At 55.2% G+C, this 24,134-nt stretch carries 20 protein-coding genes; 9 read left to right on the top strand and 11 right to left on the bottom strand.

Features of this window, described 5'->3' with window-relative positions:
* Nucleotides 1-75: 75 nt before the first annotated feature.
* The 3 genes from Pla100_RS05535 to Pla100_RS05525 form a co-directional block, all read right to left on the bottom strand.
* Entirely contained in the window at nt 76-957 is an 882-nt protein-coding gene (locus Pla100_RS05535; RefSeq protein ID WP_146576713.1) for a GspE/PulE family protein, read from the bottom strand.
* Nucleotides 872-1,459 carry an amidohydrolase gene (locus tag Pla100_RS05530; protein ID WP_146576712.1) on the bottom strand — a complete coding sequence of 196 codons (588 nt, stop codon included), beginning with the start codon at nt 1,457-1,459 and terminating at the stop codon, nt 872-874. The genes Pla100_RS05535 and Pla100_RS05530 overlap by 86 nt, the downstream gene beginning before the upstream one ends.
* A gap of 196 nt (nt 1,460-1,655) precedes the next feature.
* A complete protein-coding gene (locus tag Pla100_RS05525; protein ID WP_146576711.1) occupies nt 1,656-2,000 on the bottom strand; it encodes a DUF4235 domain-containing protein in 345 nt (114 codons plus the stop codon).
* A 304-nt stretch (nt 2,001-2,304) separates the two neighbouring features.
* On the opposite strand from Pla100_RS05525, the gene Pla100_RS05520 reads away from it, so the two are divergent.
* Complete coding sequence (locus Pla100_RS05520) at nt 2,305-3,036, top strand: hypothetical protein (RefSeq protein ID WP_146576710.1); 732 nt, start codon at nt 2,305-2,307, stop codon at nt 3,034-3,036.
* Nucleotides 3,037-3,337: 301 nt separating this feature from the next.
* On the opposite strand, the gene Pla100_RS05515 is transcribed toward Pla100_RS05520, so the two are convergent.
* From Pla100_RS05515 to Pla100_RS05505, 3 genes are read right to left on the bottom strand one after another with little or no spacing between them, the layout of a single operon-like run.
* Complete coding sequence (locus Pla100_RS05515) at nt 3,338-4,558, bottom strand: Tm-1-like ATP-binding domain-containing protein (RefSeq protein WP_146576709.1); 1,221 nt, start codon at nt 4,556-4,558, stop codon at nt 3,338-3,340.
* Nucleotides 4,559-4,569: 11 nt separating this feature from the next.
* Entirely contained in the window at nt 4,570-5,439 is an 870-nt protein-coding gene (locus tag Pla100_RS05510; RefSeq protein ID WP_146576708.1) for a phosphoenolpyruvate hydrolase family protein, read from the bottom strand.
* A gap of 43 nt (nt 5,440-5,482) precedes the next feature.
* A complete protein-coding gene (locus Pla100_RS05505) occupies nt 5,483-6,565 on the bottom strand; it encodes an NHL repeat-containing protein (RefSeq protein ID WP_146576707.1) in 1,083 nt (360 codons plus the stop codon).
* A gap of 340 nt (nt 6,566-6,905) precedes the next feature.
* On the opposite strand from Pla100_RS05505, the gene Pla100_RS05500 reads away from it, so the two are divergent.
* Nucleotides 6,906-8,198 (top strand): toxin-antitoxin system YwqK family antitoxin, encoded by a 1,293-nt coding sequence (locus Pla100_RS05500; RefSeq protein WP_146576706.1) that lies wholly within the window; start codon nt 6,906-6,908, stop codon nt 8,196-8,198.
* Between the two features lie 431 nt (nt 8,199-8,629).
* Here the strand turns inward: Pla100_RS05500 and glpQ are convergent, their stop codons facing one another.
* Nucleotides 8,630-9,568 (bottom strand): glycerophosphodiester phosphodiesterase, encoded by a 939-nt coding sequence (gene glpQ / locus Pla100_RS05495; RefSeq protein WP_146576705.1) that lies wholly within the window; start codon nt 9,566-9,568, stop codon nt 8,630-8,632.
* Nucleotides 9,569-9,675: 107 nt separating this feature from the next.
* Between glpQ and Pla100_RS05490 the strand changes: the two genes are divergently transcribed.
* The 5 genes from Pla100_RS05490 (at nt 9,676) to Pla100_RS05470 (ending at nt 12,940) form a co-directional block, all read left to right on the top strand.
* The gene (locus Pla100_RS05490; protein WP_231602756.1) at nt 9,676-10,185 is read left to right on the top strand and encodes a hypothetical protein; all 510 of its coding nucleotides are present in this window, start codon (nt 9,676-9,678) and stop codon (nt 10,183-10,185) included.
* The gene (locus Pla100_RS31500; RefSeq protein WP_231602755.1) at nt 10,164-10,427 is read left to right on the top strand and encodes a hypothetical protein; all 264 of its coding nucleotides are present in this window, start codon (nt 10,164-10,166) and stop codon (nt 10,425-10,427) included. Before Pla100_RS05490 ends, Pla100_RS31500 begins: the two co-directional genes overlap by 22 nt.
* Before the next feature lie 466 nt (nt 10,428-10,893).
* The gene (locus Pla100_RS05480) at nt 10,894-11,967 is read left to right on the top strand and encodes an NAD-dependent epimerase/dehydratase family protein (protein WP_146576704.1); all 1,074 of its coding nucleotides are present in this window, start codon (nt 10,894-10,896) and stop codon (nt 11,965-11,967) included.
* The gene (locus tag Pla100_RS05475; RefSeq protein WP_146577288.1) at nt 11,964-12,596 is read left to right on the top strand and encodes a vitamin K epoxide reductase family protein; all 633 of its coding nucleotides are present in this window, start codon (nt 11,964-11,966) and stop codon (nt 12,594-12,596) included. Before Pla100_RS05480 ends, Pla100_RS05475 begins: the two co-directional genes overlap by 4 nt.
* A complete protein-coding gene (locus tag Pla100_RS05470) occupies nt 12,596-12,940 on the top strand; it encodes an SPW repeat domain-containing protein (RefSeq protein ID WP_146576703.1) in 345 nt (114 codons plus the stop codon). Before Pla100_RS05475 ends, Pla100_RS05470 begins: the two co-directional genes overlap by 1 nt.
* Nucleotides 12,941-12,991: 51 nt before the next feature.
* Here Pla100_RS05470 and Pla100_RS05465 read toward each other — a convergent pair whose 3' ends face one another.
* Nucleotides 12,992-14,434 (bottom strand): sulfatase, encoded by a 1,443-nt coding sequence (locus Pla100_RS05465; protein WP_146576702.1) that lies wholly within the window; start codon nt 14,432-14,434, stop codon nt 12,992-12,994.
* A gap of 596 nt (nt 14,435-15,030) precedes the next feature.
* Here Pla100_RS05465 and Pla100_RS05460 point away from each other — a divergent pair.
* Both Pla100_RS05460 and Pla100_RS05455 read left to right on the top strand, forming a co-directional pair.
* Entirely contained in the window at nt 15,031-16,482 is a 1,452-nt protein-coding gene (locus Pla100_RS05460) for a hypothetical protein (protein WP_231602754.1), read from the top strand.
* On the top strand, nt 16,479-18,947 hold the full coding sequence (locus tag Pla100_RS05455; protein ID WP_146576701.1) for a PVC-type heme-binding CxxCH protein: 2,469 nt from the start codon (nt 16,479-16,481) through the stop codon (nt 18,945-18,947). Before Pla100_RS05460 ends, Pla100_RS05455 begins: the two co-directional genes overlap by 4 nt.
* Here the strand turns inward: Pla100_RS05455 and Pla100_RS05450 are convergent.
* The 3 genes from Pla100_RS05450 to Pla100_RS05440 all read right to left on the bottom strand — a co-directional run bounded on the left by Pla100_RS05450 (nt 18,944) and on the right by Pla100_RS05440 (nt 24,129).
* Nucleotides 18,944-20,191: a DUF1552 domain-containing protein gene (locus Pla100_RS05450; RefSeq protein WP_146576700.1), complete on the bottom strand. Its 1,248-nt coding sequence runs from the start codon at nt 20,189-20,191 to the stop codon at nt 18,944-18,946. The two genes, Pla100_RS05455 and Pla100_RS05450, sit on opposite strands and share 4 nt — an antisense overlap.
* Before the next feature lie 70 nt (nt 20,192-20,261).
* Nucleotides 20,262-22,520 carry a DUF1592 domain-containing protein gene (locus Pla100_RS05445; RefSeq protein WP_197167725.1) on the bottom strand — a complete coding sequence of 753 codons (2,259 nt, stop codon included), beginning with the start codon at nt 22,518-22,520 and terminating at the stop codon, nt 20,262-20,264.
* 151 nt (nt 22,521-22,671) lie between these two features.
* Entirely contained in the window at nt 22,672-24,129 is a 1,458-nt protein-coding gene (locus Pla100_RS05440) for a sulfatase (RefSeq protein WP_146576698.1), read from the bottom strand.
* Nucleotides 24,130-24,134: the final 5 nt, after the last annotated feature.

Here is a 24,134-nt window from a genome sequence, read left to right as displayed (position 1 = left end):
TCTCCGCTATCGCTGCGACCCAGCCTACTCGACCCAGCCTACTCGACGCAGCCTACTTTGACGCTGCCTACTTGGTTAACTTAAGCCTGCCCGGCGGAGCTCCTCGACCGTCGTGATGCCTTCGCGAACCCGGTCGATTCCTTGTTGCAACAACGTGCGGTTGCCCGAAGGTCGCAATTCACTCACGTCGATCCCGGCGCGGATCGCTTTGGACGTCTCCGCATTGATCCGCCATAAGTCGTGGATTCCGATCCGACCCCTGTATCCAGTGTGATGACAATGGGAACAACCGACGGAGCCCATCGATTTCGAAAGATTGATTTCGCGATTCTCTAGCCAAGCAGCATCCGAACTGTCCAGTGGCTTCTCGGTTTTGCAGTGATCACAGAGTTTTCGCACCAATCGCGACGAGATAACGAAGCGTAACGACGTTGCAATCTCCAGGTCGCTGACGTCCCAAAAGCGATAGTTCGTGACGACACCCACGGCATCATTGCAGTGCATCGATGTCAACAGCGTGCGACCGCTATTGGCGGCCGCCACCGAAGCGTTTGCAGTTGCCTCGTCGCGAGTTTCGCCGATCAACAGATAGTCGGGATCCAAACGCAAGGAAGCGACCATCGCGTCGGCGAACTTCAATCCGTTTTCCGAATCGATTTCAATCTGGGTCATGGTTGCGAAGCGTTTCTCGACCGGATCCTCCAATGTCACGATGCTCTGCTCCGGCGTATCGAGCATTTTGGCAAGCGTGTACAGCAACGTCGTCTTGCCACTTCCGGTCGGCCCCGCCACGACCAAGATACCGTCGCGTCGGACTAGCCACTCTTGGATGTCGTCGCGGTGCGAGGTTGTTAGGCCGAGCATTTCCAAATCAAAATCCTCGTCGGACGCCGCCATCAAACGAGCCGCCATTTTGTCGCCGCTGATCGTATCGACAAACGTCGTACGGACGTCCATTGCGAACTCCGATCGTCCCGACCAATCTCGTCGGGTCCACGTGCAACGCGAGTGCCGAGTCGACATCTTCCAGCGCGCCCGATGCGATCATATGTTTGCCCCCCGTACTCGTTTCTTCGGCGGGCTGGAAAATCGCGCGGACTCGAAAGGGTGAGCATGTGATTCCGACTTTCTGCAGATCATTCAGGATCGCCAAGACGCCCCAAACGATCGCCGTGTGTGCATCGTGCCCGCAAGCATGCATGACGCCGTCGTGACGACTGGCGTATTCCGCCGTTGACCGTGTTTGGATCGGCAATGCGTCGAGGTCTCCACGAACCGCAACGCGACGGCGACTTACCTCGCCCACCGAATCGAGATCCACTGTGACCCCTCGTTTTTCTTGAGCGACGTTTGCTTGCAGGCCCAAGTCATCCACTAATTCGCAAACGAATTGAGTGGTTTCGTACTCCTGTTCGGATAATTCAGGACGTCGATGCAAGTATCGCCGAATCTCCTTCATTCGAGGAAGGAACGATTCCGATATTTCCCGCACCGACGCGGCTAGCGGGCTGTTGATTTAGTGGTATCGCGACCCCTTTTCGTTTAACGGCAAGCCGTAGGCGTCAATTGGGGGCATCGCCGACGCCTTCGGCTTGCCGTTAAACGACTAAATCAACAGACCGCTAGCGAGCATTCGGTTTCGACGATCTCGCTGCTCATGAAACCGGCGACCTCCAACTACGGTAAGCCGACGAGGACGCACGCCGTGACGCGATCCGAACCATACCAACACATGCGCCCGAAACAGCACCCCACAACAACGCATCCTTCCAGTCCACCTCGGAACTCGCCGGGTTCTTCGGCGGTTCTCGGTTGAGCGCGAATTTCCAACTCGCTTGCAATGCGTTGCGAGCTAAAAAAGTTGCCGCGATCGCCGCACCAAACGCCATCAAGTTCTCGGTCTTCCCAATTCCTGCATTGCGGCCGTCAGGTTCGCGGCCGAGCTTTTCTTGAACATTGTGATGTGCGGCTTCGAGTTTTTCTTGAAGGGAATCAATCATGAGTCGTTCCGTTTGATCTCGCATGGGTCGTTCGATACTTGATGTCGCCGGACGTCAGGCGAATGCCTCACGTAAAGCATTCGCCATGCCAGTAACCGGAAACGAAACCGCACACTTCAGTCGACCGCCAACACTTTGGCCCTCAAATGGAATGAGCTTTGCGACCCCTACTGGTTCACACAACTACCTCACTACACAACCTTTGTAAACGACAACCCCTGAGATAGTTTTTTTGTGCCTGCGTTGACACTGAGTATCACGCCCGCACTGTTCACTCACCGATCAACATGGTTCAGGTTCCGTCATGTATTGCTATTCACAATTACTGAAACGTTCCTTCTTCGTCGTCTTCTCCGCTGTTTTCGTTCATGTGGCTTGCCCGCCACGTTCGAGTGCTGACGACGGTTATCTTGGAACTGACGTTCCTGGTTTAGGGGCGGGCATTTACCGTGACGGTTACGTCGACGATCATGGCGATGTCGGTACCGCAACCGGTGATATTCTCGAGGCCCGTGGCGACTTGGCTCGTGGCTTAGGAAAGGGCGCACTGCTGAGGTCACTCTCGGTGACAGAGTTGCAACGAGCGCTGCGGTTACGGTTGGAAAACCGCGAGGAGCGAGTCGAACAGTATTACGAACTACGCGAATATCGCGATAAAATGGTCGATGATCCGATCGACATTACCGCCGAGGACGCCCGCGAAATCGCGGCCCGTGGCGCGCCCGATCGTCTGGGCGAACATCAGCTTGACCGTGAGACGGGCGAAATCTATTGGCCGTCACCCCTGGATCATCAATCGCTCAAGCCCTATCGCAAGCCGATCGAAGACACCTTTGCCAAGCGGTCAAGTCCGGGCGAGAAATACCGGGAATGGGATTACCTAAAGGTGCATCGCATGGTGAATCTCATTGAGGAAGCTCTTGAGATGATCGAAGACCAACTCAATGCACGCGAGATGGTCGCGCTAAAAACCTACTTGACTCAGATCGATTTCGAAGCCCGATTCGACGGCGAGGATGAGCGGGTCGACTTTTGAGGCGATGTTCGGGAATGACTTCGGTATTTGTATCGAGGAAGACAATCGAAACCCGAAGCGTCCGTTTTGAAGTTGCACTTTCTTCGTAACCCGCAGCGTAAGCGAGGGATCATTGAGATTGACTCATCCCTCGCTCACCAACGTGTTGATTTAGTTCGCATCGTAACCCGCAGCGTAAGCGAGGGATACATACTGAGGATTGAATGGCGCTGAATCCCTCGCTCACGCTTCGGGTTACGATTAAATCAACACGCGCTGACGCGTCGGGTTACGAAATCAGGAAGTTATTTGCGAACAGTTCCTATGTGCCCTCACGTTTGGCTTGAAGGTTGTCTAGCAATGCTTCAGCACATGCACGTGCAAACGCCGCATCGTTGATTCGGTGATCCATCGAAACGACCTTCACGTTCTCTGAAAGTAAGCTAGTTAGCGTATCGAACAAGGCCGCATCCGTCGTTGGATCGTGGAACGGCTGGCCGGGCCCACCGATGACGCTCAATCCCTGTCGCGGGATCATCACCGTAACGGGGCCCGTGTAAGCATTGATCTTGCGGGCGAGAATCCGTCCAAGTTCCCGGCATTCCGTTTCATTGGTCCGCATCAACGTCACTTGCGGATTATGAACGTAAAACTTCCGGTCAGAAAATTCACTCGGCACGGTATCGCGCTCGCCGAAGTTCACCATATCCAAACATCCCGGCACGATGATCGCGGGAATGCCGGCCTGAGCGGCGGCGTCAAGACGGTTTGGCCCGGCCGACAGTGTCCCGCCGACGAGTTCGTCTGCCCATTCGGTGGTCGTGATGTCGAGCACCGCGTCAACGAGACCACTTTGAATCAACGACTCCATCGCACGACCGCCGGATCCGGTGGCGTGAAAGACGAGCACTTCATAGCCCGCACTTTCAAGGACGGGGATTGCCGCGTTGACACACTCGGTCGTGTTCCCAAACATGCTAGCGACAATCAAAGGACGATCGTCGCTGGAGACCGTGGTCACGTCGACCATCCCACAGATCGCTCCAGCAGCACGTCGAAAAACCGCTCGTGAAATACGGTTGCGCCCCGCGACATCGACGATGCTTGGCATCATCGTGATATCTTTGTCACCGAGGTAGTGAGCGGTGTTTCCCGCAGCGAGCGTTGAGACCATTAGCTTGGGAAACCCGATCGGCAACGCACGCATCGCCGCAGTGGCAATCGCGGTACCACCGCCACCGCCGAGAGAGACAACGGCATCGATTCGCCCGTCACGAAACAATCGCTCGAGGATTCGGGGCGCCGCCATCGCCATCGCAGAAACGCATTCGCCACGATCACCGCGTTGCTTCAGTTCAGCAAGATCCACTTCCCCGGCCGAGGCAACTTCCTCGCTTGTGATATCGGGATTGACCTGTGCCGCCTTGCCGGTGCCGACGTCGATCAACAACGGTTGATGCCCGATCCGCCGAATTTCGTCGGCAAGAAATGCGTGTTCGAGCCCTTTGGTATCCAGCGTCCCAAGGACGGCGATCGTTGCCATGAATGAGTCCCCTAGTTTTTACGCTCTACGGGGATCTGCTTAAATTGCCGCGTCAAGTCGGTCAACGATTCCTCGAACGCCATCCGCTCCAAGCTTGACGCGCCGACAAAACCCACGACATCGGTGTGTTCGTTGATGTACGCGGCGTCGGCGGGGGTCGAGATCGGGCCACCGTGCGAGAGGCAAATCACATCGCTGCGAACCTTCATCGCGGCCGAGGCGATCGCCTGGGTGCGCTGCGCCGCTTCTTCGATCGTGCAAGCGGCGTCTTGAACACCGATCGCACCACCGATCGTCGTGCCGACATGAGCGATCACCACGTCCGCTCCGGCTTCGGCCATCGCGCGGGCTTCATCTGGTTGACCGACATAGACGATCGTAAACAGATCCATCTTGCGGGCCAGTGCCACGGTATCAACTTCTTTTTGAAAGCTCATTCCGGTCTCTTCGAGCACTTGCCGAAACTGTCCGTCGATAATGCTGTGGGTAGGGAAATTATTGACGCCCGAAAATCCCATGTCTTTCACCTTCAGCAACCAATGCCACATGCGCCGGCGAGGATCCGTCGCGTGAACACCGCAGATTACCGGAGCTTCTTCCACGACGGGTAGGACTTCAAATTCCCCGATCTCCATGGCTACGGCGTTCGCATCACAATAGGCCATCAGCCCGGCGGTAGACCCGTGGCCGGACATGCGAAATCGGCCCGAGTTGTAGATGATGATCAAGTCCACGCCACCCTTCTCGAGGAACTTGGCGCTGATGCCCGTGCCGGCTCCGGCCGCGATGATCGGTTCACCACGATCGAGCGTTGCGTGAAGTCGGTCCAGGACTTCGACACGGGTGTATGGGTTTCCTACTCCGGTCCACGGGTTCGGCATTTCGCTCGGCTACCTTCATTTAGGCGGGGGTTTGGATAGGCTCTTAATGGAATGTCAGTTTGAAGATGCGATTGTGGCCGGTGTCCAAAGCATATAAAGCTGATTTGTGCCAACGCACGCCGTGCGGGCGTTGAAGTCGAATCCGTGGATCGCCGTGACCTTGTCCTAACAAAGTTGTGACTTGGCCCGAACGCGGATCGTATTTTCGAATCGCGCCGTTCTGGTCGTCAGCAACGTAAACATTTCCGGCCGGGTCACAGCAGATATGTTTCGGCGAGTCGAACTCCGCGAGTAATGCAGGCCCGTCTCGATAACCTTTTTTTCCGGTTCCGGCGACGGTGCGAATGGTCCCGTCGCTTTGTACGACACGCAGGGCATGACCGTTTCGCTCGAGCACATACAGATTTCCGTCGACATCGGATGCTGCCGCCCGTGGATCCACAAGCGGTGACTCGGTTGCTCGGGCACCGTTGCGTGGTATCCCTCTCTCGCCGTTGCCCGCGACGGTGTGAACGATGCCCGTCGTGAGGTCCACATTGCGGATCCGAACGTTCTTAAGATCGGCAAGGTGCAAAACTTGTTTCGAATGATCCAGTTCGACGCACATGATGTCGTTAAACGTCGCCGAATCGGCGGGCCCGCCGTCACCTGAAAACCCTTTCGTTCCTGTCCCAACGACGGTTTGAATCACCAACGAATTCAGATCGACCCTCCGGACACAATGGTTCCATGTGTCGGAGATCAGGAGGCGATCATCTCCTGATACGACGCAGTTGTGCGGCCCGTTGAAGTTGGCTTGAGCCACCGGACCACCGTCACCCGAGTAGCCTTTCTCTGCCGCTTCGCTCAAGACAACGAACTCGCCTTTGGCATTGCTTTTAAGCAGCCTCCCTGTAGTCAATTCGACCACGCACATTGATCCGCGAGAATCGATGTCAATACCGAAGGGGCCATCGACGAGACTCGCGTTGGGGTGCCAGTCACCACCTTCGTCATCTATGTAATCGCCTACGACGAACTCAACAAGTGTCGCGGACGTTGGTTGTTCACCGAGTCCCACCGCAGTCGTTGTGAAGACAAGAAAATATGAGATGAAAAAGACAGACAGGCGGTTCGGTTGGAGCATCAATCTTTTAACGATTCCAAGCGTGGGGGTAAGGCCAAATAGGTGCAAATTGGTAGCATCTCCGCACCGAAGCGAAATTCGATGGGGGGGATTGTAACTGTCTTTGCTCACGAACGCACGCAGACAAGATCGATCTATCTTACCTAATTGACAGCTTAGATTTTGGCGTAAGGTGCAAACGCTCAATTCACGATTAAACATCTATCAAGTTCTGTACACCGAGCACACCAGTCCACTGCTTTTGCGGAATGGTCGATCGCATCGGAATGTTTTGTCCCGTGCTCGTCTTAATCAGCCTGCCCCACCCTCGCCCTGATATTCTTCAAGGACGCTAGATCAAATGAATCACAAGAAAATCCGTCGGCTTTCATTGACATTGACCCTACTGAGTATCTCGATCGGATCGTCTGCTCATGCGCAGTCATTGGAATTACTGCCAACGCATGTTGATGCTGACGAGGTACAGTGGTTAACCGACCCTAACTTGGGCGAAGAACTTCAAAGCAGCCTGTCGATTGTGACCGATCAGTTTGACAACAAGGCTTCATCAAGTGGCGTATCCCAAAAAGGGCTGGCTAGCTCGCAGACCGAACTCATCCGCCAGCGATTCAACAACGGGAATGTTCACATCGAGCGTGAAGTCGCCCAGGACGTCCAAGGAAACTACGTCAATCACGGCAAGTACATCGAGTACAACGTCAAAGGTGAAGTTGTCCGCAGCGGAAACTACACACAAGGCGAACTTGAGGGCGAATGGCGGCAAACCATCGGGGTCGAAGAAGCTCGGCAGTTAACGAACACACTTGATGGAGGTTTCCAACCTCCGTTTCAGTCGCACGCCACATTCCTTAACGGGCAACTATCCGGAGCATGGACGGTTTCAGACTCTAAAGGAAACCTCGTGCTGATTTGGCAATTCGAGAACGGCAATCGTGAAGACACTTCGGTCTGGTACAACAGCCGAGGAGCCGTCATTCGCGAAGTAACGTTTGATTCCAACGTGCCCCACGGCCCTGCCATCGTGAACGATTCCAAAACCTCCAAGCCACAGCGAATCGAACTGGATCGAGGACGAATCGTGCAGACGAAAACGGATTGGTACGAGTCACGAACCCAGAAGAAAAAGAAATCAGAATCTCATGTGTTGGTTCCCTACGCCAACGAGATGGCGGAACACGATTGGTGGAATTCACGCTTTTCGACTCAACCCGCAGGTTCCACCGAACCGGTGCGACATGGGTTGGTATCAACTTGGCACCCCAACGGACAACTTGCCTTCGTGGGCACCTATGATCAAGGCAAACAAAACGGCGAGTTCGTTTGGTATTACGAGAACGGCCAGCCTCAAGGACGCGGTCAAATCGAAGCGGACGCCAAGGTCGGCGAGTGGACTTGGTGGCACCCCAACGGCATGAAAGAAGCAACGGGTTACTACGACGCGGGCAAGCCGAGTGGCACCTGGGCTGCTTGGGCCGCCAACGGGCAGTTGTTGCAACGAGGTGACGCCGAAGCGATGATCGCTTTGCGACAACAGTCCGAAGAAGCAAAACCGGCTGAAAGAAATGACGCGCCGATGCGATCAGCAACTCGGGGCCGAACGCAGACGTCATCTCCTCAAGCACCAAAACGCTAGTGCTTCGTAAAAAGTTTGGTTTAGGTTGACCCGAACACGCTAGCGGGCTGTTGATTTAGTGCGTTCGTCAGTTTTTGTGAGCCGATGGCGCTAGCGGCGTGTTGATTTAATCGTAACCCGAAGCGTGAGCGAGGGATTCATCACCATTAAGTCCTTTGTATGTATCCCTCGCTCACGCTTCGGGTTTCGATGAGGACTAAATCAACAGCCCGCTAGCCACAGGTTCTGAATGGTGGCTTATTTGCCGTGAAGCCCGCGGCTAGCGGGCTGTTGATTTAGTGTACGATTGGGCGTTTTCGTTTAACGGCAAGCCGCAGGCGTCTGCGTTCTCAAGCTCTGTCGCCTGCGGCTTGCCGTTAAACGACTAAATCAACAGACCGTTAGGCTGTCGGCTTAAGTCACGAAACTAGATGATTAAATCTGGCGAAGCACTAACGAAGATACTCGACCATGACGTCGGGTTGATCGGTGAATAATCCGTCAACCTTCGCGTGGTGAATACAAGCGTCAAGCATGGCCTTCGTCGACATGGCGCCGGCGGGCAATGCGTCCGCACGGAACGTCCACGGATGAATTAGCAAGCCGAAGCCCTGCGCGGCAGCGACCAGTTCCCCCACGACGGGTTCACCCGTGGCCGAAAATCCAACGACATCGACGAGGTTGGGCCCGATGCCGTCGGCGACCGATGCGACTTCGGCGAGTCCTTCGTGGGTCTTGAGTCGTTTGTAATCGGTGCCTGATTCGACATCATGCCCGTCGGCAATCAATTGAATCAAACGGCCTCGGTAGCCAAGTTCATTTCGAATTCGAATGACTTCGTTCGCGTCGAAACATTGAACATAGCATGCGTGTTGTTTCTCGGTGTAACCGAACTTAGCGAGTACATCTAAAACGATTGGCGTCAGATCGATGCCTTGGTCGCGATGCCAAACGGGCCGCTTTATCTCCGGATAGACCCCCGCTTCGCGTCCGCAAGTGCGGTTGAGGTTTTGTATGAATTGCAACTCCTCGGCCAGCGTCGAGATGCGAAAGTCGCCTTCTCCTGACGGGTATCGTTCAGGAAAAACGGCCTTGCCGGTGCTGGGATGAAAGCGTTCGTAAACCGCAAGTTGCTTGAGTTCATCCAGCGTGAAATCGATCACATAAAAACGTGCATCGCTACGGCAACGATCCGGGTATCGTTTGGCGACATCGGACACCGTGTCGAGATGTATGTCGTGTAAGACGACCGGGACCCCGTCCTTACTCGCGACGATGTCTTGCTCAAGAAAGTCGGCACCCATGGCGTGCGCCATCCCTTTGGCCATCAGGGTATGCTCGGGAACGTACCCGCTTGCTCCACGGTGAGCGATCACGATTGGCGACTTCATCAATTTGCAAGACCTTGTTCAGTTTTTGGATGGGTATTCGAAGAAGTTCGAACGCAGCTTACCAACAGTACGCAGGTTCCGGTGCGGAAATTGCGTCGCGGTCGAGAATGACCGATTTCAGCACCAACTCATTGCCGATCAACTTCGGAGTGTTCTCCGTCGGAGCCGTATTGGTATGGCTAGCCGGAACCAAGCTCAGCAAATACGTTGACTTAATTGCCGACCGCACCGGTTTGGGCAAGGCGTTCGCCGGGGCGTTACTTTTGGGCGGGGCGACCAGTTTACCAGAATTAGCGACCACGTTGACCGCCGCTTGGTCCAACGCCGCCGAGATGGCGGGGGCCAATCTGTTAGGCGGGGTTGTGATGCAGATCGCGGTGCTGGCGGTGATCGACGCGGTGGTGCTGCGTGGACGCCCGTTGACTTTTTTTTCACCTCAATCGTCGTTGCTGATTGCTGGCGTATTATTGATCGCCTTGGTTGCTTTGGCATCTGCCGCCGTGACGTCAGGCGAACTGGTTTCCTACGGCGGTATCGGATTCTGGCCGGTGTTGTTGTTCACCGCGTATGTGGGATCGTTGTGGGTGCCTATAGCATGGCGGCGGCCAACATCCTAGGGACGAACAGTCTTGAGATCGCCTTGTTCCTGCCCGCCGAATTGGCTTACCGAGACGGTCCTATCATCAATGCGATGAATCCCGCCGACGCCTTCTTAGGTGCGATCGGGATTACGGTTACCGCTGTTTACCTATGGGGAATTCTCGAGCGTCGCGATCGCACGGTGATGGGCATGGGCGTCGATTCGCTCGTCGTCCTCATCGTTTATATCGGCGGCTTGGTCATCTACAGCCGGCTATAGAGGAAGGCTCTGCACGAGCGACTCGTTTGTTCAAGAACTGTGCGGAACTAAACTCGGTATTTGCAACGAGCAAGAGAATCGGAACCCGAAGCGTGAGCGAGGTATTAAACGCCATTAAGTTCTTTGTATGTATCCCTCGCTTACGCTTCGGGTTTCGATGAGGACTAAATCAACAGCCCGCTAGCCCCGGTTTGCGTTCGGCTAACCGCAGCTAACGCGGTACGGCTAATTAGATCAACGCGCTGTCACGCGTCAGGTTACGAAATCAGAAAGAAATTCCCGAGCAGTTTCTTAGCGTGAGACAATGTCGTCGCTTATGCGTTCGTATCAAACAAAAAACCGCACTTGTGCTGAGTCTTTTCTTGATTCATCTCGACGACGTATTCACCGGCATGAACTTTGCGGAGCGTTCCTCAAACAAGATAGCTATCGCATCGAAACATCACCGCATTCCGCACGTGAAACCATGTCAGAACCATCCAACCAGCCAGACCGACCCGCCATCATCGTGACCGGAAGCACGGGGCTACTAGGCTATCCGGTTTGCATCAAACTGGCCGACGCTGGCTATCAAGTTTTCGGTTTTGATCGCGTGGGACTTCCCGAGCCGCCGAAACATCATGCGTATGTTCGGGATATCGAATGCGACTTAACTGATTCTGTCTCGGTAAGAGCCGCCGTCGATCAGGTCCATCAATTGACCGGTGGAAAGTTGGCGAGCGTGGTTCACATGGCTGCGTACTATGACTTCTCGGGTGCCGATAGCAGTCTCTATGAGAAAGTCACGATCAACGGTACGGATCGACTACTCAATGCACTCGAGAGTTTTGATTTCGAGCAGTTTATCTTTACCAGCACGATGCTGATTCATGAGCCTTGCGAAATCGGTGAGCGGATCTCCGAGGACGATCCCTTAGAAGCCAAGTGGCCGTATCCCCAAAGCAAGATCGAAACAGAAAGGCTTATCTGTGAAGGTCATCCCGGCGTGCGATCTGTCTTTTTGCGGATCTCAGGAGTCTATACCGATTATGGACAACAGCCGACCATCGTTCAGCAGATGAAGCGGATCTATGAAAAGGATTTTCAAGGACACTTCTTTCCCGGTGATACCCGGGTCGGTCAGTCGGCGGTGCATGTAGACGACGCGGTAGACGCCATCATTCGCACCGTCGAGCGACGTGATGCGATTCCACCCAAGACCGCGATCTTGATCGGTGAACCCGACCCGCTCTCCTACGAAGAGCTGCAGTCGATGATCGGTCAACAACAGCACGGCAAAGATTGGGCGACGCACTTTGTTCCCAAGCCACTCGCCAAGGTCGGGGCTGCGGTGGTCGATGCGGTTCAAGGCGGTGATGCCTTCATCAAGCCGTTCATGGTTGATATGGCCGACGATCACTACGCACTTGATATCTCGCGGGCGAAAGAATTGATTGATTGGACGCCCCAACATCAATTGTCAACGACCTTGCCGAAGATGACCAATTTGCTCAAGTCCGACCCAGACCAATGGTGCCGCAAGAATGGGCTGAGCGGATGAGGCAATCATCGCATTCGAATCAGAAGCTCAACGCTTCCGTACCACCGTATCGACACAATCCGTCGGCATGGAGCCAACGGATTCCTATCTGTCTGCTGGCGTTTGTTGCCGCCGCCATATCAGCGCACTTGTCGATGTATCAATGGGATCTCATAGAAACCACCTATGATCCGGTATTCGGCGACGGCAGCAACCGCGTTCTGAAGTCGGACACGGCTAAATCGATGTACGCGATTCTCGGGATTCACGACGCGTCGTTAGGCGTGATTGCCTATTTGGGTGATGCCATCTTGGGATTTGCCGGTTCGACTCGACGTTGGCAATACCGGCCTTGGATGGTGATTCTATTCGGCATCGACGTCATCCCGCTGGGCATTGTGAGTGTGGTTCTGGTTGTTCTCCAAGCGTTCGTCGTGGGTCAATGGTGTTTTCTGTGCTTGGTCACAGCGGCGATTTCGTTGATCCTGGTCTACTGGGCCTGGGACGAAGTCCGCGTGTCTCTTGCTTATCTACGAATCGTCTGGAAAAACCACCATAGCGCCGGCTTGTTATGGAAGGCGTTCTGGGGCTCTCGAACCTCCGAACTTGATGTTGCCGGTGAGGAATTACTCGCAAGGGAGGTGAGGTGATGTGGGGACGTGTTGTTGAGATCATGACGGCGGTTTGGTTGGCGGTGAGTCCGTTTGTATTCCGCGTCCAATCTGATGCGACCATCCTATGGGGCGATCAGATCATTGCGTTGACTATTTGTGTGTTGGCGGGACTTTCGTATTGGCGACCGACGCGGCACGCACATTTGCTGATTCTCGTGATCGCGGTCGGCTTAATCGCGTGGGGCCGTTTGGCGGGAACTCCGCCGCCATTCGTTCACCAAAATCATATTGTCGTCGGTCTGTTCCTGTTGATGATCGCGATCATCCCGAACCACGCATCGTATCCGCCGCCGGTTTGGCAAAACGAGTCGAGCTCTTAAACGAATCTATCTTTTTGCAAGGCGTTGAATTCAACAAGCGACGCAAGGCTTCTATAGATCGTTGTCTCGGATTGTCGTTAATTTCTTGGACAAATTTGTGCGCAATCGGCTTAATTCGTCGGCGTGATCAAGGGACGATGCCAAGTTGTGAAACTGTCGTGGATCATTGTCCATATCAAACAACTCTTGACCTTGCTGGGATTCTTCACCGTACTGAATGTACGCCCAACGATCTTCCCGCAAAAGGAATCCTTTGCGCATCGGGGCCACGCTGAACGCGGCGTCGCGAACGGAGTGGGACGGATCGTCGAGCATCCGCGAAATGTCCTTGCCTTGGATATTCGAGGGAATCGGCAATCCACATAAGCTTGACAGCGTAGGGTACAAGTCGAGCAGTTCGACAAGGCTGTCGCAGACCGCCGGTTGTTTACCCGGTACGCTGATGATCAACGGCACCGAAGCGGATTCTTCACGCAAGGATACCTTCGCCCAGAAATCATGCTCACCTAAATGGTAACCGTGGTCGCTGGTGAAGATCACAATCGTCCTGTCTTGCAAACCTGAGTCGTTCAACGCCGCCAAGACTTTTCCGACCTGAGCATCCATGTACGCGACCGAGGCGTAATAACCTCCCAAGGCTTTTCGCTGGCGTCGTAAGTCCATCTTCATATTCACGCTGGTTTTGTAGTTGATGCCGGCTTTCGGAACATCGTCCCAATCGTTCTCCAGCCTCTCCGGTAAGGACAACTTTTCATAAGGTTTGAACGCGTCGAAGTAAGGACGAGGGGCGACAAACGGAACGTGCGGTCGAACGAACCCGACACCCATCCAGAACGGTGAATCCCGATGATCGTGAATCAATTGCGATGCTTTCAACGCGGTCTTTCCATCGGAATGAACGAGATCATCTCCGTCGGCTTCGACAACCACAAACGTATTACCGCCGACAACAGGCCGGGTACCGTCGGGGTTGCTTTCGAGAGTTTCGCCGTCGCCGGGCGCTTTCCATTCCGGCCCAGGGCTGTTGAACCGTTCGGTCCACGAACGTTCATCGTCGGCACCGTTGCCGCCGTCGTGATCACGTCCGTCGCCACCTTCTTCGATGCCGCCGGGCACGCCCATGTGAAAGATCTTGCTAACCCGAGCGGCGTAGTATCCATGGTTCTTAAAATGTTCCGACCATGTCGGACGATTACCGATCTGGGGCCTCGGGTTGGTGTATCCGAGCACGCCCGTCGCGTGCGGATAGTAACCTGACATGAACGACGCCCGCGATGGGCCGCAGTAGGTTCCCTGACAATAGGCGCGAGTGAATCGAGTGCCGCGCGCGGCCAACGCGTCGATGTTGGGCGTTTGACATACGGTGTTGCCGTAACACGAAAGCGCCGTCGAGGTCAAATCATCAGAGACAATGAATAGCACGTTCCAACGCTCGTTGGCAACCGAAGGTGTCGTCGTCAAGCCAAGGATTAGAATACACGGTAAAAACTTCATAGCGTGATCGTCAGATGGGAATTGGCGAGCGCTTATGCAAATAAGTGGCATAGGCTTCCAGCCTGTGGAAACTGAAACACAGGCTGGAAGCCTATGTCACTTTTATAATGCGACAATTAACGTTCATGTGATGCTAAATACGATTTAAAATGAAAGTTCGCTACTCAGCGGGAACGTGCCAGTGGCGTGTTGATTTTGTCTGCATCGTAACCCGACGCGTAACGGCGTGTTGATTTAGTGAGCCGACGGCGCTAGCGGGCTGTTGATTTAATCGTTTAACGGCAAGCCGCAGGCGACAGAGCTTGAGAACGCAGACGCCTGCGGCTTGCCGTTAAACGAAAACGCCCAATCGTGCACAAAATCAACAGCCCGCTAGCCGCGGGCTTTACGGCAAACAAGCCACCAGTCGGAACCCGTGGCTAGCGCCATCAGCTCACAAAAACTGAGGAACGCACTAAATCAACAGCCCGGTCAGCGAGGGATGAGTCAAAGTTTGTGCCAAGCTCCGCCGATGCCTACAATCAGGCTTCCCCCATCCCGCCGGCGAATCGCCTGTTCGCTACTTTCCCGCCCGACCGATCACGTGAACTGAATCAATGAATGATCTATCTCGCACTTCGTTTTCGTCGCGACTTGTCTTCGTCGCGATCTGTTGGTGTTTTATCGGAATCTCTGGATCGACGGTGATCGCCGATGAATCCGACTCCGCGTCGGATATCATCACCAGCGATTCATCTCGGCAGACACTTTCATTGGCCTCGTTCGATATCGATGTGACGCCGCCCGTCGGGTTCATGATGGCTTACGATCGGGTTCGTCGTGTCGACGAGTTGGGGTTGCGTTGTCGCGGCATTGTTTTGACGGGGACCGAACAACCGATCGTGTTGTGCGCCGTCGACTGGATCGGAATCGCCAATCAAAGCCATGATCGGTTCCGCAGTCGAATCGCCGAAGCGGCCGGAACGACACCGTCTCACGTGGCTGTTCATACGCTGCACCAACACGACGCCCCACGTTCCGACTTCGGTGCCGAGATGCTCTTGCATCAAGTCGGCGCGTCGAACTTAGGGGCACATGACGGCTCATTTGCTCGCGAGGTCTTGGATCGTTTGGCGGTCGCGATCGAAGCGGCCATTGCCCAGGCACAACCGATCACGCACGCGGGCTTTGGCTCCGCCGACGTACATCAGGTGGCGTCGAACCGACGTATTCAAGACGAATCAGGTAAGGTCATCGCGACCCGCTACACCGCCACACGAGATCCCAAGCTGCGGGCGTTGCCGGACGGGACAATCGATCCTGTCCTTAGCTCGTTGTCGTTTTGGAACGATGACAAGCCGCTAGCCGTGCTCAGCTATTACGCCTGTCACCCGCAAAGCTACTACCGCACCGGTATCCCCAGCCCTGACTTTCCTGGCATCGCTCGGTTCATCCGCAGCCAAGACTCCCCCGGCCCGATGTACGTTCATTTCAACGGTGCCGGAGGCAACATTGGCGCAGGAAAGTATAACGATGGCTCAAACGAGAATCGATTGATCCTTGCTTCGCGGGTGGCCGACGCGATGCGGGAGTCTTTCGAATCGACCACGAAGTTTGCCATCGACGCGAACGACATCCATTGGTCGGTCGCGCCCGTGTCGCTGCCTCCGGCAAACCATTTGGATCGCGACACGCTCACCGCAGAATTGAACGCTTGGGATGGGATCAGCTATTGGGGCGGTCCCGACAAACTCGCTTGGTTGATGCGATGCCAAAGCGGCCACAAAATTGAACTTTCGTGTTTGACGGTGGGGGACGTTCGCGTCTTGCATATGCCGGGTGAATTGTTCGTCGAATACCAACTCGCGGCCAAAGCGATGCGACCCGATTTGCGTGTCGCCATGGCCGCGTATGGCGACTATGGGCCAGGTTACATTGGCAGCGCAGTCGCTTACGACCAAGGCGGATATGAAACCAGTGAACGGGCTTCGAACGTCGCCCCCGCCGCCGAGACGGTGCTGATGTCGGGGATACGACAGTTGCTTGAAGCGAAGGAGGCAAGTCAATGATCCGATCGCAATGGAACTTCGCCGTCGTAGAAAGCATTCTTAGTTTTGCTTCGGTGGTGATCGTAAGCCTGACGTTGCATGCCCAACAGGTGGACTACTCGGACGAACTTCCGCGAATCGCGCCGACCGAACCCGCCGCTGCACTGGAGACATTCGACATCGTCGATGGTTTTCAGATCCAACTGGTTGCCTCGGAACCGTTGCTTGCCAGCCCGGTCGAGATCCAGTGGGACGCTGATGGTGCCATGTATGTTTGCGAGATGCGAGGCTATAGCGAAAACCGCGACGACGGGATCTCGCGAATCGCCAAGTTGATCGATACCAATGACGACGGCGTTTATGACACTCGTACCGAATTCGCCGGCGGGTTGTCTTGGCCAACCGGCATGTTTCCCTATGACGGCGGCCTGTTCGTCGGTGACGCACCCGACTTGCTGTACTTCAAAGATACCGATGGGGATGGAAAGGCTGACCTTCGGCAACGTGTCCTGACCGGGTTTGGCACCTCGAACGTCCAGGGTTTGTTGAACTCGTTTCGTTGGGGATTGGACAACCGCATTCACATCGCCTGCAGCAGCGTGGGCGGCGACATTCGACACCCACACGCACCGGCCGAACAAGCAGGGTTTTCAATCCGCGGCCGTGATCTCGCTCTCAACCCACGGACGTATCGATTCGAACCGACCAGTGGGGCGGCCCAACACGGCATGAGTTTTGACGACTGGGGACGTAAGTTTGTTTCGTCCAACAGCGACCACATCCAACAGGTCATGTACGAAGATCGTTACGTCGCCGGCAATCCGTTTGCCGCTGCTCCAGCGGCTCGAGTTTCGATCGCCGCCGATGGCCCTCAAGCCGAAGTCTTCCGAACCAGCCCCGTGGAACCGTGGCGGATTGTGCGAACGCGGCTCCGCGTGTCCGGCCAAGCCAAGGGACCGATCGAAGGGGGCGGCCGAGCGGCAGGCTACTTTACCGGGGCAACCGGTGTCACGATTTATCGGGGCGACGCGTGGCCCGCGTCATGGAAAGGATTCGCGTTCGTCGGCGATGTCGGCGGCAATTTGATTCACCGCAAACAGCTCGAGTCAAACGGATTGGAATGGATCGCCCGACGGATCGACGTCGATCATGAGTTCGTCACCTCACGAGATACTTGGTTCCGCCCGGCACAATTTGCCAACGCGCCCGATGGATCATTGCATGTGATCGACATGTACCGTGAAGTCATCGAGCACCCCCTGTCGTTGCCAACGGAGATCAAACGCCATCTTGACCTCACGTCCGGTCGCAACCGCGGTCGAATCTATCGCATCGTTCCCATCGGTTTTAAGCCACGTTCGCAGGCTTCACTCCGGAAAATGCCGACGACGGAATTGGTATCCCTTCTAGGGCACGAAAATGCGTGGCATCGTGAAACGGCCGCTCGTTTGTTGTTTGAACGACAAGACCCCAACGCCGTTGGTCCGCAGCGAGACATGACCATTGGTTCTCAATCACCGCTGGGACGGATGCACGCGATGTATGCCCTGGACGGACTCGAACAACTTGACGAGTCTACGATCCTTGCAGCTTTAAGAGACCAGCATCCTCAGGTACGTCGCCACGCGGTGCGTTTATCAGAGAACGTTGGTATACGCGATGACGTCTTGGGTGGTCTGATCGGATTGTTGGATGATCCGTCTCTCGAAGTGCGTTATCAACTGGCCTTCACTCTAGGCACCACCTCCTATGCCGGTCGGGCAGCCGACTTGGTGAAACTGTTGGCAAAGGATTCAAACGATCGTTGGATGCGAGCGGCGGTCTTGACGGCTATCGGTGCGGAGGCGACGGAGATGTTACGTCTGATCGAAACCGATCCGACGTTTTCCGAGAAGGACGCGGAATCGATTCGAAAACCGTTGCTAGAACAATTGGCGGCTCGCCAACGTTTTGCAGCCAATGGCGGTGAAGACCCAACTCGGATCGTTATCAAGAGCGTTTTGGCAAACCGTTCGGATGCGGACCAAACACGTCACCAAGGAATCGTTAACCGGTATCGCGAAGCACTCAACGAACTTCAGGGCGTCCCAGACAACGGCAAACAAATTTTTCGGCAACAATGCAGCGTTTGTCACCGTGTCGACGGTCATGGATATGAACTGGGACCGAATCTGGCCGCGATTCAAGCCCGTGGGGTCGAAACGGTTATCACCGCGGTGCTGGATCCGAATCGCGAAGTCAATCCGCAATACTTGAACTATACGTTGGTGACGCTCGACGGACGAATCCTATCGGGCATGATCGTCGACGAGGGCACCACCACCCTCACGCTTCGGCGAGGTGAAAAACAATCCGAAACGGTGCTGCGAACGGATATCGAACAGATCATCCACACCGGTCGATCACTGATGCCCGACGGGTTCGACGAGCTGATCGACCCTCAGGCGATGGCGGATCTGTTGGCTTACTTGGTTCCCGACCGCTAAACCAATTCCAAGCCCGGCAGCGTGCCGGTGATCCCGGCGAAAGCATCCGTTTCGACACCCATTCGTTGCAGCATCGTGACAAACAATTGCGGCAACGGGTGATTGTTCTCGGGGTCGAATGCCAAGTGTTGCCCATGACGATAACCGCCGCCAACGAGCAGGATCGGCAGATTCTGATTGTTGTGGCTGCTGGCGTTACCCAGGTTCGATCCGAACAGAATCTGTGTCCGGTCCAACAAGCTGACGCCGTCCTCATCAGTATCACGAAGCTTGCGAACGAAGCCGGCGAATGCCCGCATCTGCTGAGTTTCAATTACGGTCAGCTCTTCGATCTTTTCGGGATCTTTGCCGTGATGGGATAGATTGTGATAGTCTTGGGTGACGCCCGCAATTTTGGGAACCGCGTTGATGCCATTGCTAAAGAACGTGATCGCCCGAGTGCTGTCGGTTGCGATCGCTAAATGCATGAGGTCATACATCAACTCAGCTTTCCCGATGATTTCCGTCTTGTCGCTGATGTCCTTCGGTATCGGCCGGTCGACATCGGGCTTGGGTTCGTGCTCCCATTGCTCGGCCGATTGCAAACGTTGTTCGGTATCACGGACGACGGAATAGTACTGTTCCAACTTTTGTTGATCACGGCGGCTGACGCGGCGCGACATGCGGCGGGCGTTCTCACTTACCGTATCCATGATCGATTGACCGTCGCGAAGTCGTTGAAGTTGTTTTTGCTTTTCGTCCGGTTTACCGTCGAGGAAAAGTTTTTCAAACAACTTCGATGGTCGCGTTTCACTGGGCAGTTCAACACCACTGCGGGACCAGGATAAACTGCGTCCGGAAAGGCTCAACGCGAGATAACCGAATCGTGATTGGGCACCGACCTTCTCAGCGAGCAATTGATCGATCGAGATCGTGTTCTTGAAACTCGCACTGCCGGGATGGGGAGCCGCGGTGAGGAACGATTTCTCCGCCGAGTGACCGCCATCGACGCCCGGATGCGATGTACCCGAAAGAATCGTGAAGTCGTTTCGGAAATCTTGAAGCTCACGAAGATATGGCGTCAACTCGTAGTCTTTACCGGGTTTCTGCGGAAACAAATTGGGGCCATGCAGACCGAGCCCGATGTTGATCGCGACGGTGCGACGTCGTGGTGAACTTGTGGTTGCTGGAGCGGCGAAGGTTTCCAAACAGGGCAGGGATAACAAGACCCCCGAAGCGCGAAGGAATCGACGGCGGTTAGTCATGATTCGGTTGTCCTTGGTAAGAGACGATCCAAGTTCGAATGATCGGGGAGGCTCGAATCCGAAAGTCGAGCTAGGGTTTACGAAACGCGTCGCTTTGAACGACTTCGTGGATCAATGTTCGGAAGCCATGGTTGTCGTCGGCAGTCTTGGCTACGATTTTTTGGAGGGTCGGGCGATCGGAAAACCCAGTGGTGCGACCAAGGCCAAATGCCAATAGTTTCTCGGCAAGATTGTATGCCATTGGTTCCTGATCGGCCGCCAAGATCCTTTTGAATTCGCGGAAGTCCTCGAACGCGTGACCGTCGGGAGTCACGCCGCTTGCGTCCACAGGGAGTCCCTTGCGATATCGAACGCGAACCTTGTTGATCGGCGAATCGGCAAAACGATCTTTGATCGGCTCACCGACGGTGGTACTGCGATACCAATCACGCCAACCACCGATCGGGTCGAATCGCTCCAGAGCAAATCCGGGTGGGTCGATCTTGTCGTGGCAACCGGCGCAGGATGCCGAATCACTATGCTTGGCAAGTTGTTCTCGCAGCGTCGTCGCACCGCTGATATCGGGTTCGACCGCCGGAACGCCCGCCGGAGGAGGCGGAACCGGTTCTCCGAATACGTTTTCTCGCATCCAGATCCCGCGCAAAACTGGCGAGGTGTTCGTCCCGTTGGCGGTGACTTTCAATACCGCCGCTTGCGTCATCACGCCACCACGCGGACTGTCGGGGGATAGTTTCACGCGACGATCATGGAGGCCTTCGACATCAGGCAAGCCGTAATGTTCGGCCAAGCGGCTATTCAAAACAGTCCAGTCGGAATCCAGGAACTCACCCACATTCAAATTGTTCGCAAGTATCTCCCGAAAAAAACCGCGAGATTCACTTAGCATCGATGCCCGAAGGATATCGTCGTATTCAGGGAACAAATGCTTGTCGGGCTCGGTGAAGTCGATGTCGTACAGATCGAGCCATTGGCCGGTGAAGTCCTCAACAAACCGCTCGGCTCGCCGATCGTTGAGCAAGCGTTCGACTTGGGCGTGCAAGACATCCGGCCGAGACAAATGGCCCCGTGCGGCAAGACTCAATAACTCAGCATCGGGCATCGACTTCCATAGGAAGTAGGATAGCCGCGACGCGATCGCGAAATCGCTGATTTGGTTGCGAGTGGGTTCTTCAAGAAACAAAAACTCGGGCGAGATTAAAATAGCTTTCATTCCCTGACGCAGCGCCTCGGTCCATGGCCGCCCGTCATCGAGTACTCGCCGCGTCAGTTTCGCGAACGGCTCAACTTCTTGCGGCTCAGTCGTACGTCGATACGCGAAAGGCAGAAACCGTTTCAGGATTGCCACCGCATCCTCGGCCGTGGCGGTGTCCGGATCGACGTCACCGAGCAACTTAACACGACTCGGAGGCGGCCATGCATCGATGATCGGTCCTTCGCACTGGACATCGCCGATCAGGATTCCACTACGATCGGTTTCCGCAGCGTTGGTCTCATGGCCACCATTGCGATAGGTTGTGACTTGAATGCTGCCTCTGGGTTCGAGTCGTTGCTCCAACTCGATCACCGTCCACGCTTCTCCCGGCGCGACGTCGTAGTAACCGGCCAGCCAGCTTTCACCGCGGCCTCCGATCACATCGCCGGCGTAGACTCGCAATGTCATCGGCCGATCCGACTGAAACGCTCTGGCATGAATTTTGAAGCGATACCATCCCGGTACGCGAGTATCGAAACCCTTTAATTGCGAAGGCGAATAGCCGGAACTGAACAAGACCACGCCGTCAGGCTCATCGCGAAACAATTTCCCCAAGGCCCTTTGAGCCGACTCCTTTAGATTTAATGTCTTCACTCGAGTTTCCGGACGCTCGGGCGGACCGATGGCTTCATCCAAGACGTGATCGATCGCTTGTAAATAAACCATCATCTGTTCGGTGGAAACCGACAATGCCTCGCCGATGTTGTTAAATCCGTGCGACTTCGCGTCCTCGGGCAACATTTCTTTAATATCGACGTGCGGTAATTCGAACAGATCACGCAAGGTGTTTTCGTACTCGACGCGATTGAGTCGCCGCAGCACCACTTCGCGATGGGCGGAATCGGCGTCGTAAAGCGTCCCGGCAAGTTGATCAATGAATCGGTTTTTCGCTTCATCGGTGAGCGAATCTTCATCGGGAGGCATTTCACCGCTGGCCACACGATCGTGGATCAACACCCATCGCCGCATCGTTTCGGCATCGGTCAGATCTTCGCTTAACGCGTTTATGTCCAAACCTCCTTCGCTGGTACCGTCGGAATGACAATCCAAACAATGCTGGCCGAAGAAATTTCGCAACGAAGGATCGAGTTTAAAACTGTCCTCACTCTTGCACGTTATGCCGCTGAACAAGAGGATGACGATCGTAAGAACGGCTGGCCTTTTCACAATGGCTACTCTCGGGGGCAACTTGTTTGCAGACGACTGCCTAGCGGTGGATAGGAACATGTTACCGGTTCCACGCCTGCTTCACTTTGGTCTCGTCAAACTGCTTATGAGGATCGAAGTGAGAGTTTTCCGCTGGGATAGGTGTGGGGATGGATTCTAACCAAGCATGGAGTTTGAATCTCATGGCGTCGGCGCGGTCGCTTTCCGCGTCGGAAAGATTCCGAGACTCGCCGAGATCAGTGCGAAGGTTAAAAAGTTCGAGTTTTCGTCCCCGTTGGTATCGAGCGTCGACATCGAACGAGTCTCCGAAGTGCTCAATGAGCTTCCAATCTCCTTCACGAATGACGGCGCAGGGCGTCACGGCCCAGCGGAGATCGTAGAGCGGCATATGAAAGTATAACGGACGCTCCGGAATTCGTTCGCCTTGCAAAAGTGGTACGAGGTTGGTGCCATCGCAGTCCGGTATGCCCGCTTCGCTGCAACCCGCCGCAGCGAGCAGCGTCGGCATCCAGTCGGTCACATGAACGGGCGTGGAGATCGTCTGACCGGCGTGCACGCTCGCGGGCCATCGCAAGATGCAGGGCACCCGGATACCGCCCTCGTAAGGCGAACCTTTTCCGGCACGCAGCGGCGCGTTGTCGAACTCCTGACGATTGATTGTTAGGGTTTCACTTCCGATGTGATAAACGGTATCGACGCCACCATTATCGGAAAGAAATACGACGATCGTGTTCTCTCGCTGTTGCATGTCATCAAGCGCGGCCATGAGTCGACCGATGCTATTATCGAGATGCTCGATCGCGGCAAGGTAAGTCGAATTGAACATACCCGTCTCGGGTGTGCCCGCGTCGCGATGTTTTTCTACCAGTTCGGCCGGCGCCGATACGACGCCATGGAGTGTGTGATGAGCCAGGTAAAAAAACCACGGTTTGTCCTTATGTTCGCGGATAAAGCCGATGGCAGAGTCGGTTAGATGATCGACCCATTTGTCTCCTTCGTTTTGTGACCCTGGGCCGCGTGAAGCGACGAAGTCAAAACCATACGCGTTCCCGTCCTTTAACTCCACATAGTTGCCGTCGGCGTTATTGGTGAGATGCCATTTGCCGGCCATGCCGGTCGAATAACCGTGATCACGCAGCACTTTGGGCAGTATCGGCCACTCTCGCGGCAATTGCTCGCGATAGGCGGGCTCAGTCATCCGCGCCCAGGGCTGGCCGTACCACGGAATGACATGCCACATTCCGCTTCGCGCTGTGTGCTGCCCGGTCAACAACGCCGCACGAGTCGGTGTGCACTGCGGCATGACGTACGCGTCGGTGAACCTCACACCCTCGCTGGCAAGACGATCCAAATGCGGCGTGGGGACCTTCTGCGAACCATAACAACTCAGCGTGGCCCAGCCCTGATCATCGGTGAGGATGAACAGAATATTGGGCGCTGTCGATTCGGCGGCGCTGATTGAAACGCAAAGCCAGCAAATCACGAAGACATTCAACAGAACATTGGAAACCGGTTTCATCGCTG

This window comes from Neorhodopirellula pilleata, from assembly GCF_007859915.1.
Lineage (GTDB): Bacteria > Planctomycetota > Planctomycetia > Pirellulales > Pirellulaceae > Rhodopirellula > Rhodopirellula pilleata.
Note: the sequence above shows the minus strand (reverse complement) of the source record. Positions and strands in the feature narration are given on the sequence as shown.